Source organism: Neorhizobium descurainiae (assembly GCF_051400715.1).
In the GTDB taxonomy this organism is placed as follows: Bacteria; Pseudomonadota; Alphaproteobacteria; order Rhizobiales; family Rhizobiaceae; genus Neorhizobium.
The window spans coordinates 763,531-775,260 of the sequence record NZ_JBLFFK010000001.1 but is presented as its reverse complement, the minus strand read 5'-3'; the positions used below and the strand labels follow the sequence as shown (position 1 = coordinate 775,260).

General features: G+C 64.4%; 10 protein-coding genes. 4 read left to right on the top strand and 6 right to left on the bottom strand.

The window, feature by feature from the left end:
* The first annotated feature begins 91 nt into the window (after positions 1-91).
* Entirely contained in the window at positions 92-877 is a 786-nt protein-coding gene (locus ACMGE0_RS03685) for a class I SAM-dependent methyltransferase (protein ID WP_436814486.1), read from the top strand.
* A 193-nt stretch (positions 878-1,070) separates the two neighbouring features.
* The gene (gene rpoH / locus ACMGE0_RS03680; RefSeq protein ID WP_436814485.1) at positions 1,071-1,973 is read left to right on the top strand and encodes an RNA polymerase sigma factor RpoH; all 903 of its coding nucleotides are present in this window, start codon (positions 1,071-1,073) and stop codon (positions 1,971-1,973) included.
* A 99-nt stretch (positions 1,974-2,072) separates the two neighbouring features.
* Here rpoH and ACMGE0_RS03675 read toward each other — a convergent pair whose 3' ends face one another.
* From ACMGE0_RS03675 to ACMGE0_RS03660, 4 genes are all read right to left on the bottom strand, one after another.
* On the bottom strand, positions 2,073-3,482 hold the full coding sequence (locus tag ACMGE0_RS03675) for a PepSY-associated TM helix domain-containing protein (protein WP_436814484.1): 1,410 nt from the start codon (positions 3,480-3,482) through the stop codon (positions 2,073-2,075).
* Between the two features lie 164 nt (positions 3,483-3,646).
* Entirely contained in the window at positions 3,647-4,042 is a 396-nt protein-coding gene (locus tag ACMGE0_RS03670; protein WP_436814483.1) for a DUF2946 family protein, read from the bottom strand.
* Positions 4,043-4,211: 169 nt separating this feature from the next.
* Positions 4,212-6,566, bottom strand: a complete 2,355-nt coding sequence (locus ACMGE0_RS03665) for a hypothetical protein (protein WP_436814482.1) — start codon at positions 6,564-6,566, stop codon at positions 4,212-4,214.
* Between the two features lie 59 nt (positions 6,567-6,625).
* Complete coding sequence (locus tag ACMGE0_RS03660; RefSeq protein WP_436814481.1) at positions 6,626-7,924, bottom strand: adenylosuccinate synthase; 1,299 nt, start codon at positions 7,922-7,924, stop codon at positions 6,626-6,628.
* A 294-nt stretch (positions 7,925-8,218) separates the two neighbouring features.
* On the opposite strand from ACMGE0_RS03660, the gene ACMGE0_RS03655 reads away from it, so the two are divergent.
* The gene (locus ACMGE0_RS03655; protein WP_436814480.1) at positions 8,219-9,106 is read left to right on the top strand and encodes a DMT family transporter; all 888 of its coding nucleotides are present in this window, start codon (positions 8,219-8,221) and stop codon (positions 9,104-9,106) included.
* 45 nt (positions 9,107-9,151) lie between these two features.
* Here ACMGE0_RS03655 and ACMGE0_RS03650 read toward each other — a convergent pair whose 3' ends face one another.
* Positions 9,152-9,706, bottom strand: a complete 555-nt coding sequence (locus ACMGE0_RS03650) for a transglutaminase-like cysteine peptidase (RefSeq protein WP_436814479.1) — start codon at positions 9,704-9,706, stop codon at positions 9,152-9,154.
* Between the two features lie 256 nt (positions 9,707-9,962).
* On the opposite strand from ACMGE0_RS03650, the gene ACMGE0_RS03645 reads away from it, so the two are divergent.
* On the top strand, positions 9,963-10,760 hold the full coding sequence (locus ACMGE0_RS03645; RefSeq protein WP_436814478.1) for a creatininase family protein: 798 nt from the start codon (positions 9,963-9,965) through the stop codon (positions 10,758-10,760).
* Here ACMGE0_RS03645 and ACMGE0_RS03640 read toward each other — a convergent pair.
* Complete coding sequence (locus tag ACMGE0_RS03640; RefSeq protein ID WP_436814477.1) at positions 10,748-11,710, bottom strand: LysR family transcriptional regulator; 963 nt, start codon at positions 11,708-11,710, stop codon at positions 10,748-10,750. The genes ACMGE0_RS03645 and ACMGE0_RS03640 overlap by 13 nt on opposite strands.
* Between the last annotated feature and the right edge of the window lie 20 nt (positions 11,711-11,730).

Genomic DNA, 11,730 nt, shown 5'->3' with positions numbered 1-11,730 from the left:
GCTTCCATTCAGGCTTCAGACACCTTCTTGGAATCATCATCAGCCCGATCACTCAACCCTATTCTCGGACGGGCTCTAAGACGCCAAAGGTATGAATTCGGGCCTCCGAAAGTTCATCTTTCACGATCTGCAGACGGTCGAGGGATATATCGACCCTCCCGATGCGCTGGTTTTCCTGTCCCTTCTCAAGGCGCAGACGGAGCAAGGATTGGATGGAGGCATTGCGGAAATCGGCGTTTTCTACGGTCGCACTTATTTTCTCTTCAGGAAGATAAGCGGGGACAGAGACAGGATACTGGCGATCGACCTCTTCGATATCGAGCAGGAGGCGGGCGGAGCAGCGACGCAATACGATCGCTTTATCGAGAATGGCCGGCGCCTCGGCCTTCCTGTCGATGAAGGCCTGATGATCAGGAGAGACAGCATGCAGGTGCAGGCGGAAGAGATCGTCGGGAAGATCGGACGCGTTCGTTTCTTCAGCATCGATGGCGGCCATATGCTCCATCATGTCGCCGCCGACAGCAGGCTTGCGGCAGACAGCCTCGCCGACCACGGGATCATCGCCTTCGACGATACGTTCAATCCGGCCTGGCCGGAGGTGACGGTCGGGATGGCCGATTTCCTGCGGGAGCAGAGAGGCATGTTTTCGACATTCTGCATGACGAAGTACAAGACCTATGTCTGCCGCAGTCAGTTTTATGAATTCTATTGCAAGGTGATCAGCGAAGCTCCGAACCTGCGTGCCTTCGAACACCTGGAAACGCAGTTCCTGGGTTCGAAAGTAGCAAGGCTGCACAATCCGATGCACCGCCGGATCCTGTATGAGTTGATGATCCGGTCCGGCATGGCCGCTCTCTCGGAGCGCGCCTATCGGTGAGGTTCAGGAGCGGATAACATTACGATACTGTAATGATATAACGCATCCGTGATCACTTGAATCACGGTTCTGCCGCACTTATCTTTTACATGGGTCGGTGCGGGGTCGGAAATGACCCGCGCCATTCGGTTCGCCTTCATCAATGCATTGCTAGGCCAAAAGGGAACCGACAACGATCGGAAAGGGGTGCTTTATGGCCCGCAATACTCTGCCATCCATTACTGCCGGCGAAGCCGGCCTCAACCGTTATCTCGACGAAATCCGCAAGTTCCCCATGCTGGAACCGCAGCAGGAATATATGCTTGCGAAGCGCTATGCCGAACATGGGGATCGCGATGCGGCCCACAAGCTGGTGACGAGCCATCTGCGGCTCGTGGCGAAGATCGCCATGGGCTATCGCGGCTATGGCCTGCCGATCGGCGAGGTCGTGTCCGAGGGCAATGTCGGCCTCATGCAGGCCGTCAAGAAGTTCGATCCGGAACGCGGCTTCCGCCTGGCGACCTACGCCATGTGGTGGATCAAGGCCTCGATCCAGGAATATATCCTGCGGTCCTGGTCGCTCGTGAAGATGGGAACGACCGCCAATCAGAAGCGTCTCTTCTTCAACCTGCGCCGCCTGAAGGGGCGGATCCAGGCGATCGACGAGGGCGATCTGAAGCCCGAACAGGTTGCCGAGATCGCCACCAAGCTAAACGTCTCCGAAGAGGAAGTGGTCTCCATGAACCGCCGCCTCTCGGGCGACGCTTCGCTGAACGCGCCGATCCGCGCCACCGAAGGCGAAGCCGGCCAGTGGCAGGATTGGCTCGTGGACGAGCATGACAGCCAGGAGGAAGTGCTGATCGAGCAGGACGAGCTCGACACGCGCCGCCGCATGCTGGCCAAGGCCATGGGCGTGCTGAACGATCGCGAGCGCCGCATCTTCGAAGCCCGCCGTCTGTCCGACGAGCCGGTGACGCTAGAGGAACTCTCCGCCGAATTCGACATCAGCCGCGAGCGCGTGCGTCAGATCGAGGTCCGCGCCTTCGAGAAGGTGCAGGAAGCCGTGCAGAAGGAGGCGCTTGCCCAGGCAAACGCCCTCCGCGTGGTCGACGCCTGAAACTTCGCGAAACCGAACTATAAAAAGGGGCTGCCTCGGCGGCCCCTTTTTCTTTGGCGGCGATCTTGCTGGCGGCGGCGCTTCGCGGATATGGGGCCTCTACCCCGCCCGGCCGGCCTCTTGCGTGCCAGAACCGTCCACAAGACCTGTCAGCCCCCAGCGCACGAGATCGATCAGCACGAAAACGATCAGGCTCGCACCCATCAGCGGCAGGACGACCCCGAACCCGGCCGCCAGCACGATGATGATGAGCTTGCTTCGCAGGGTCAGATAGGAGAAGGCGCGGATCAACGTCTTCGGCGAGCCGCCGGGCGCCGGCCTGCGTGACCACCAGATGGCATAGCCATAGACGATCATTGCCATCAAGGCGACGCCGAGCGCCGCCATGACGATCTGGTTCGCCACCCCGAACAGGATGCCCATATGCGCATCGATCCCCCACCGGATCAGCTTCGCGACGATGGGAAAGGTCTTGAAATCCGCCCGGCTGGTGATCGCCATGGTGCCGGGATCGATGGCGATCGTATCGACCTGGGTCGGCCATCCGCGATCATATTCGCGCACCATCCAAGCCTTGCCCGCGGAGCGCGGCGGGCGGATTTCGACCATGGGGGAATCGATGCCACCGGCACGGGCAACGGCGAGAACCTGATCCATCCGGCCGATCACGTCCGCTTCCGGGATCGCCGGAGGCGACGAAGGTGCCGCCATCGCGCCATGCCCCTGGTGTTCTGCAAGTTCTCCACCAACTGCAACCGCTCCTGCACCGAGATCAAGGGATACTGACGGCGTGATCCAACCAACCTCCGAGCGGAACCGGTCGATATGGTCGCCGGCCCAGCGCGACCAGGTAAGACCCGTCGCCGAGAGGAACAGCAGCCCGGCGGCGATGATCACGCCGATCCGGCCGTGCAGCCTGCGGGCGGATGCGCCTTTCGCGGCGGAAGACTTTGGAACGCCGCGCCGCCAGAACCACAGGAGCACGCCGCCGAAGACGGATACCCACAGCCACGAAGCGGCAAGCTCGCTGTAGTGACGCCCGAAATCGCCGAGCAGCAGGTTGCGGTGCAGGTAGTCGAGCGTCGTGCGGAATGGCAGGATGCCGCTCGTGCCGTAGACGGTCAGATCGCCTTGAACGGCCAGCGAAACCGGATCGATGAAGATGGCGCGGTTTTCCGAATCTCCGAGACCCGGTGCCGTGAACATCATCCGGGTCGTGTATCCGTCCGCAGTCGCCGGACGAACCGCGAAGAGCTTGGGCCCCTCGCCGATAGCGGCGCGCGCCGCACCGATCTGTGCCGCCAGGGACTGGGGCGTTCCGGTCGAGGCCGCTCGCAACTGGTCGCGATAGACTACGTCCTCGATCTGCGGCGTCAGGACGTAGAGCGTGCCGGTGAGCGCGGCGACGAAGATGAACGGGCCGACGAACAGCCCGACGTAGAAATGCAGGCGCGTCACGAAAAGCTTGAGAGCCGATGACGGCGCGGCGGTTGAGGAACGGTCGGTCATGGCGTGCCTCCCTCGGGCAGGTATCGGCATGTGGCGCGGCTCGTGGCGCATCTCGGCGTGCGGGTGCAGACCGCCGCGGCGGATCGGAAAGAAAGCATGGAAATATCTCCATCGATGACGGTGGGACCAGCCGGAGGCTGGCCGGTAAACAGAGGGCGTCAGGATCAGATGGAGGGTGTCGGAGGCGCGCGCGCTTCCTGTGCGAGGCCGAGCGCATGCGGCGTCGGACCGGCCTCGACCGGGACGCTTGCCGTTGCGATCCCGGCGAGCAGCGGCGCCGCGAGCGCAGGCCCTTTGACAGGCAACAGCGACGCAAGCGAAGAAAGCGCCTGGCATCCTATGCCGCAACAGGCCGGCCAGGACTTGCCGGGGGGCGTCTGGGGCGTTGAGGCATCGGCGCCGTGCTCGGTGCAGATGACGCCGGCATCGGCATGCAACGACACCATCCCGGCTTGTGCATAGCCGCCGATCATGCCTTGCAGCAGCAGCATCACGGCGATCAGGGCGGAGAGGACCCCGCCGCTCGTGGAATCGCCGATGATCTGCCGGATGAAGCGCATGTCCGGTCATCGCGATACGCGCGGCAAGTGTCAACGCGTCATTTTGTCGGAACCCGCCGTCCGTCTCTGGACATCCGCTCTTTGCGGGCACCGGCACCCCAAATAAAGAAAAATCCGCCTGAGGATCGCTCAGGCGGATTGTTGTCGCAAAATCAGACCCGGAAGGTGATTATTGCCCGCTGGCGGTCGGGCCGAGCGTCCCCCATTCGCGGATCGCCTCGTTGAAGACGCGCTCGCCTTCCGGCCCCTTCTGGAGGGTCAGCAGAGCCCGGCGGCCGTTGCGATAGGCGACCGGGATGTCCATCCAGTTGCGGCTGCGCAGGAGCTCCAGATTGGTGGTGCGCGCATCCGGGAAGTCGTTGAGCGCGATCATGTGGAAATCGTCGGTGATCTTGGCGGGCACCGCGATCAGCGCGTTGCCGCGATCCTGTTCCGTCTGCTTCATGGCGATGCGCTGCACGCTGTCGATCGCGCCGCCTTCGAAATCCGGTGGAACGGCGAAGACGATCTCGATCAGGTGGCTTGCCGGCAAGGAGGGGTCCGCATTGCGCTTGAGGGTGACGAGCGCGGTCAGCCCTCTGCCCGGCACGTTGATGCGCCCCTGGATCACCGGCTCCTGCTGGCCGTTCGGGCCGGCTTCCCGCTGGAGCGACCAGGAAACCGCGCCCTCGATCGCCGTCGGCGCCGTCTGGCCGATCCGCTCCTCGTAGAGGAACATCTTCTCGCCCGCGAGCGCCGGCGCATCCGCCGGCGTTGCCGACGGAGCATTGGCGGGCGGCGGCGCTGCATTCGGCCCGGCGGCGGCATCGGCGCCCACGGCCGGTGCGCCGGGGGCCGGTGTATTGGCAGCCGGTGTGCTTGCGGCAGGCGGCTGTTGCGCCGGCGGCGCGGCAGGCGGCGCGTTGAGCTGGGCGACCGACTGGCCTTCCGCATTCTGCGCCAGGTCGCCGGCGCCGCCCGGCCCCTCGTCCGTTTCGCTGCCGTCCGGCATCAGCCGCTGGGTGAACTTGGTACCCGCGGTGGAGCCGTCCGCCGAGCCGGGTGCGGCGGGAGCCGCCGGGTTTGCCGCATTGTTCTGCGGCGCCGGGGCGGGCGTCGAGGGCGTCTCGCCGGGCTGCGGCGTGGCGGGCGGCGGAGCCGTCGCCTGATTGCCCGCCTGCTCGGTCGTCTGGCTGTCCGGCAGGCTCGATTGGATCAGGCCGTCGACCATGTCGTTCAGCGAATCGCGGTTGAGCCAGATCGCATAACCGCCGGCGCCGACCAGGGCGAGGCCGATGATGGCGAGCACGATTCCGGCATAATTGCGCTTGCGGACCGGCGTGACCCTGTAGGGCCGGGCCGGCGCGGGCATCAGATCGTCCGCGTCGGCATCCGTGTGCATAGCGCCGCGCGACGAATCGCCCTGGCTGGCATCCTTGTTGAAACCGATCAGCTCCTCGAGATCGCCCCAGGGATCGCTCTCGGCCGGTTTGCCGTTGGCCTTCGGCTGCGGCTCGGCATAATCGGCGAAAGGATCGGCATTGGCCGTTGCGGCCTTTGCCGGCGACGGCGGAAGATCGGGAAGATCCGAGACCGAAGGCATCCGCACCGCATCGGCCGCAGCATGGGTTTCAGCGTCGAAATGCGCATCGGCCGCTTCGGCTTTCGCGCCGCGATCGATCGGCACGACGGGTCCGGCCGGAGTGAGCTCGGGCACATCGTTCCAGACCGCTGCCGCAACATTCGCCTCGTGACCGGATGCGGATGCAGGCTTTTCCCAGCCCCAGTTCTCTATACGACCCGGCGCTTCGGCAGGCTGCGGTTCGGGAGCGCTCCATTCGGCCGCAACGGGTTCGGGCGTGACCGGCTCGGAAGCGGACGCCGGCACGGTCTGCTCGGCACCCTCGTCGAAGGATTGAACGGGCTCCTGCCGGTCATAAGCCGTCGGTGCGGGCTCGGCCTCTTCCGGCGGCAGGTCGTCGCGCCAGTCGCCATATTTCGGCGGCGCCGGCTCTTCGGGGGCGGGAGCGGCTGCGACCTCCTCCTCGTGAAAGACGGACGGCTCCGCTTCCACCGCCTCGGCATGGATGTCGGCCGGCGCCGGCTCTTCATGACGCTCGTCACGCGCGGCCTCGGCCTCGACCGGCTCCGGCTCGTAGGCTTCCGCCGCCGGCTCTTCCACATGAGGCTCGGCTGCCGCCTGTTCCGGATGCTCTTCGGATACCGGCTCCTCTGCGGCGTGCCCGGCAGCCGGCTCGTCCGCATAGTGCTCGCCAGGCGCCGCCTCCACCGGCTGCGGGATGGCGGCAGCCTCCTCGGCAAGCGGCTCCAGCGCTTCGGCGTGCTCGCTCTCCACCTCCATGATCGCGGCTTCGAGCTTCTCCATCTGCCGGCGCAGCATGTCTTCCGGCGGGCGCGGCTTCATGTTCTCGAGCTGCCGCTGCACGGCGCCACGAGCCTTGTCATACACCTTCGCGCGCATCTCCGGCGTATTGTTCGCCAGTCCGTCAACGGCGCGGCGGATCACCGCAACAAAATCAGCCATCAGCACTTTCTCATGATCGCCGGCCCGAAGGCCGGCCGAATGGTAACCAATTCTTGACTTTAGTCTTCAAACGGATCGGTCACAAGTATGGTGTCGTCCCGCTCCGGGCTGGTGGACAGCAGCGCCACCGGCGCGCCGATCAGTTCCTCCACCTGTCGGACATATTTGATCGCCTGGGCCGGCAGATCGGCCCATTTGCGGGCGCCGACGGTGGATTCCTTCCAGCCTTCGAGGGTGACGTAGATCGGTTCGACGCGCGCCTGCGCGCCCTGGCTCGCCGGAAGATGATCGATCTCCTCACCGTCGAGCTTGTATCCGACGCAGATCTTCAGCTCGTCGAGGCCGTCGAGCACGTCGAGCTTGGTAAGCGCGATGCCGGTGATTCCATTGGTGGCGACCGACTGGCGCACGAGCGCCGCGTCGAACCAGCCGCAGCGGCGCTTGCGGCCCGTCACGGTGCCGAATTCATGCCCCTTTTCGCCGAGGAACTGGCCGATCTCGTCCTTGAGCTCAGTCGGGAACGGGCCTTCGCCGACGCGCGTCGTATAGGCCTTGGTGATGCCGAGGATATAGCCGAGCGCGCCCGGCCCCATGCCGGAACCGGCGGCCGCCTGGCCAGCGACCGTATTGGACGAGGTGACGAAGGGATAGGTGCCGTGGTCGATGTCGAGAAGCGAGCCCTGCGCCCCTTCGAAGAGGATGCGCGAGCCCTTGCGGCGTTCCTTGTCGAGCAGCTCCCAGACGGTCTCGCGGAACGGCAGCACGCGTTCGGCGACCGAGGTCAGCTCCTGCATGATCGCCTCGTGGGAGACTTCCTTTTCCCCGAGACCGCGGCGCAGCGCGTTGTGATGGGTGAGGATGCGGTCGACCTTGCCCGGCAGCGTCTCCATGTCGGCGAGGTCCATCACGCGAATCGCGCGGCGTCCGACCTTGTCCTCATAGGCCGGGCCGATGCCGCGGCGGGTTGTGCCGATCTTCGTACCGCTGTTGGAGGCGGCGTCCTCGCGCAGGCCGTCGAGCTCGCGGTGCAGCGAGAGAATCAGCGTCGCATTGTCGGCGATGCGCAGGTTCTCGGGCGTGACCTTCACGCCCTGCCCTGCGAGCTTGTCGATTTCGGCGACCAGCGCATGCGGATCGACGACGACGCCGTTGCCGATCACCGAGATCTTGCCCGGGCGCACGATGCCCGACGGCAGCAGCGAAAGCTTATAGCTGACGCCGTCGATGACGAGCGTGTGGCCGGCATTGTGACCGCCCTGGAAACGCACCACGACATCGGCGCGTTCGGAAAGCCAGTCGACAATCTTGCCCTTGCCTTCGTCACCCCATTGCGAACCAACCACGACTACGTTCGTCATCTCTGCTTCCTGTGCTGCGGGCAAAAAGCCCCACGCGACCATACGCGCACCGTCCATAGGTCAATTATCGATTGACTACGGTCGATGCGCGATCTCCGATTTCCCGCATTGCCGCGGGCGGCGAAAACCGCCCAAGGCACTGCAAACGGCCGCATCTATAATGCCTTGGCCGGAGGAAAGCGACCTGTTTGTGACTCCGCCGTGGTTTTTACGTGACAAAAGCGCAGGCCACACGCTATTTCCCGCCCCAACCTTTCAAATCGCCGCCATCCGGCCGGCGCCGGAGACGCAATCTTGCACAGAACGGCCTATCTTTCCCTCGTCATCGCGACCTTGGCCTGGGGCGGCAACGCGGTGGCCGGCAAGCTTGCCGTCGGCCATGTGAGCCCGATGACGCTGACCTTCTTGCGCTGGCTCGTCGCAGCGGTCATCATCTTCGCGATCTCGATGCCGCAGATCAGGAAGGACTGGCCGGTCGTCAGGAAGAACCTGCCGATTCTCGCCTTCCTGGGCGTCATGGGCTATGTCGTCTTCAACGCCGCGCTCTATACGGCCGTCAACTACACGACGGCGATCAACGTGACCGTCGAGCAGGTGCTCATCCCGATGCTGATCTTCGTGATGAACTTCGCACTGTTCCGGATGAAGGTTTCCTGGGCGCAGATCCTCGGCTTCACGCTCACCTTCGTCGGCGGCCTGATCACCGCCGTCCACGGCGATTTCAACACGCTCATGACGCTGACGGTCAATATCGGCGATGCGATCATGATGATCGCGATCGCCGGTTACGCGATCTATACGGTGGCGCTCAGATGGCGGCCGCAGATCAACTGGCGGACGCTGATGGCGGTGCCCGCCCTCGTCGCGCTGATCTTCAGCGCGCCGCTGGTCTTCTGGGAATATTCGGCCGACCGGTTGATCTGGCCGGACACGACCGGATGGGTGATCGTGCTCTACACCGCCGTTTTCGCGTCGCTGATCGCGCAGGTCCTTTATATCGTCGGCGTCGAGAAGATCGGCCCCAATCGGGCGGGTCTCTTCATCAATCTCATACCCGTCTTCGGCACGCTGCTCTCCGTCGCCCTGATCGGCGAGGACCTGCAATCCTTCCATATCGTCGCGCTGGTCCTCGCCCTCGGCGGCATCGCCATCGCCGAATGGGGAAAACCCGCCTCCGTTTGAGAAGGCGGGCCTGAGAACGAGCGAGACGGCCAGAAGATCACAAGATCAGATATCGTACCAGGCCGGCATCACGGCCGGCGCACGCCCGGGAACAAGGCCCTGCGCCTGCTTGCCCGACATGTCGATCATCGGGCTGTCATTGCCGAGGATCACGTCGCCGCGGTCCGTTGCGATCACCAGCACCCGCTCGACGCGGCCCGTGCCGTCGATCGCATAGGCGATCCGCATGGACCTTGCCGGCCAGCCGCGGGAAAGCAGGTGATCGCGCTTCAGATCGGCGCAATCGAAGCAGCCGCCGGCACCCAGATCGAGCGGGAAATCGCCGGCGATCTCGTCGAGATAGCCGTCGATGTCGGCAATCGTGCCGTTGACCGCGGAATTGATCCGCAGCAATTCGCGCCGTTTTGCGAAAGTCAGCGTCAGCACCCCGTCTTCTGCGCCGTCATGGCGCTCGAACGCCGGGACCTCCGACGTGTGGATCTGAGCGGCCGACACGGACGAAAGCGCCCGGGCGAAACCGCCGACGCCGGCGGCCTTCGCTTCCTTGCCGACAATGAGGGCCGTCAAGACGACCGCGGAAATAATGAGTTTCTTGATCATGACGCTGCACCCTGTTTCACCGGACGACTTCACTGCCGTCTCGTCTCTTGATGGCACAACCATACGCGGGGATGGTTTTCCGGGCGCTTAAACGGATCGATGCAATTTTATTGAAATCGGCTTTTTTCCCGTCCTGGCACAATGCAGAAGGCCGACCGCGCGCAAAAAAGCACCATGCCGGGCGGAAATTGATGCTTTTCGAGACGTGCCCTATCTCCTAACCCTGTGGGGAGCATGGAAGGAAAGGCAGGGCAGCATGGGCAAGCCGTTTTACTGGAACGAACTCAACACACTCGATTTCGCTCGTCTCTCGCCTGAAAAGACCATCGCCATCCTGCCGATCGCCTCGACGGAGCAGCACGGGCCGCACCTGCCGATCGCGACGGACGTGGCGATCGCCAACGGCATGCTGGCGGAGCTCAAGGCCCAGCGGCCGGAAGACCTGGATATCCTCGTGCTCCCGACCCAGGAGATCGGCAAGGCGAACGAGCATGTCTACGGTCCGGGCTCGCTCTCCTTCGGCCCGGAAATCCTGATCCCCGCCTGGACGGCGATCGGCGCCAAGGTGGCGGAAGCCGGCGTCCGGAAGCTCGTCATCGTCAATTCGCACGGCGGCAATGTCGATATCATGAGCATCGTCGGCCGCGAGCTGCGCGTCCGCCACAAGATGGCGGTGATCGGCACGCAGTGGGGCCGCTTCGGCCACCCGGAGGGTATGATTTCCGAGCACGAGCAGAAATACGGCATCCATGGCGGCGAGGTGGAGACCTCGCTGATGCTGCACTTCCGCCCCGACCTCGTCCGGATGGAGAAGGCGGAAAACTTCGTCTCCAGGGCGGAATGGATGAAGTCGCAGTCGAAATACATCCAGCCCACCCCGCCGCATGCGCTGGCCTGGCTGGCGCATGACCTGAACCCGAACGGCGTCGTGGGCAACGCGGCCGCCGGCACGGCGGAAAAAGGCGCGCTCATCTGCCGTCACCAGGTGGCGGGCTTCATCGGGATGCTGCGCGATTTCGAAGCCTATTCGCTCGACAACCTCTATTCGCGCTGAGCGTCCCTCGCCTGGGATTGTGCCGGCACATGCCCCTTGGCCTGCAGGTCGGCGACGATCGCCGCCAGTTCCGCCAGCAGGAATTCCACGAAAAGACTGGTCGCCGTATCCAGCGTCGCGCGCGAGCGGGCGAAAAGCCTCATCGGCTGGTGCCGCGCATGCTGATTGGCGAGCGGCCGGAAGACGAGCTCGCCGCGGCGGCATTCCGGCAGCACGTCGAGCGGGTTGAGCAGCGTCAGCCCGGTGCCTGCCTTGACGAGCTTCTTCAGCATTTCGGACGCATTGGTTTCGACCACCGGTTCGACCGGGACGGAGAGCGGCGATAGCGCCAGGTTGATGATGTTCCTGAGGCTCGTGCCCGGCTGGGCGAGCACCAGCGGCTCCTGCACCACGTCCGCAAGATCGACCGCGCCCTCGCCCGCCAGCCGATGTCCCGGAGGCATCACCGCCCCGATCGGAATGTCGAAATTGGCGAGCGTCCGGATGCCGGGTGTCGCAGGGATGTTGAAGCCGAGGCCGATATCCACCTCGCCGGAAATGACCGGCTGGATGGTGTTCGAAGGTCCGTCGTTGCGAAGGTGAATGCGCACGCGCGGATGCTGCGCGACGAACCGCGCGATGATGTCCGGCAGCGGGCCGGCGGCAAGCCCGACGGTCGAGACGATCGATACCTTGCCGGCCTGCGGCATCTTGAGACCGCGGATGCGCGCTTCCATCCGCTCATAGGTCTTCAGCACCTCGCGTATATGCTCGATGCAGAGCTCGCCGGCCGCGGTGAGCTTCAATCCGCGCGGCATGCGCTCGAAGATCGGCGCGCCCAGTTCATCCTCCAGAGCCAGGATCTGCCGGTTGACGGCCGAGGACGCGACGTTCAGCCGGGCCGCCGCCTTGCGGATCGATCCGCAGCGGGCGATCTCGTCGATATAAAGCAGTTTACGCGAATGCAGCATTTTACCCCAACCCTCATTGC

Coding starts and splice junctions, on each gene's coding strand:
- ACMGE0_RS03685 (WP_436814486.1), top strand. CDS start 92: ATGAATTCGGGCCTCCGAAAGTTCATCTTTCACGATCTGCAGACGGTC.
- rpoH (WP_436814485.1), top strand. CDS start 1,071: ATGGCCCGCAATACTCTGCCATCCATTACTGCCGGCGAAGCCGGCCTC.
- ACMGE0_RS03675 (WP_436814484.1), bottom strand. CDS start 3,482: ATGACCGACCGTTCCTCAACCGCCGCGCCGTCATCGGCTCTCAAGCTT.
- ACMGE0_RS03670 (WP_436814483.1), bottom strand. CDS start 4,042: ATGCGCTTCATCCGGCAGATCATCGGCGATTCCACGAGCGGCGGGGTC.
- ACMGE0_RS03665 (WP_436814482.1), bottom strand. CDS start 6,566: ATGGCTGATTTTGTTGCGGTGATCCGCCGCGCCGTTGACGGACTGGCG.
- ACMGE0_RS03660 (WP_436814481.1), bottom strand. CDS start 7,924: ATGACGAACGTAGTCGTGGTTGGTTCGCAATGGGGTGACGAAGGCAAG.
- ACMGE0_RS03650 (WP_436814479.1), bottom strand. CDS start 9,706: ATGATCAAGAAACTCATTATTTCCGCGGTCGTCTTGACGGCCCTCATT.
- ACMGE0_RS03645 (WP_436814478.1), top strand. CDS start 9,963: ATGGGCAAGCCGTTTTACTGGAACGAACTCAACACACTCGATTTCGCT.
- ACMGE0_RS03640 (WP_436814477.1), bottom strand. CDS start 11,710: ATGCTGCATTCGCGTAAACTGCTTTATATCGACGAGATCGCCCGCTGC.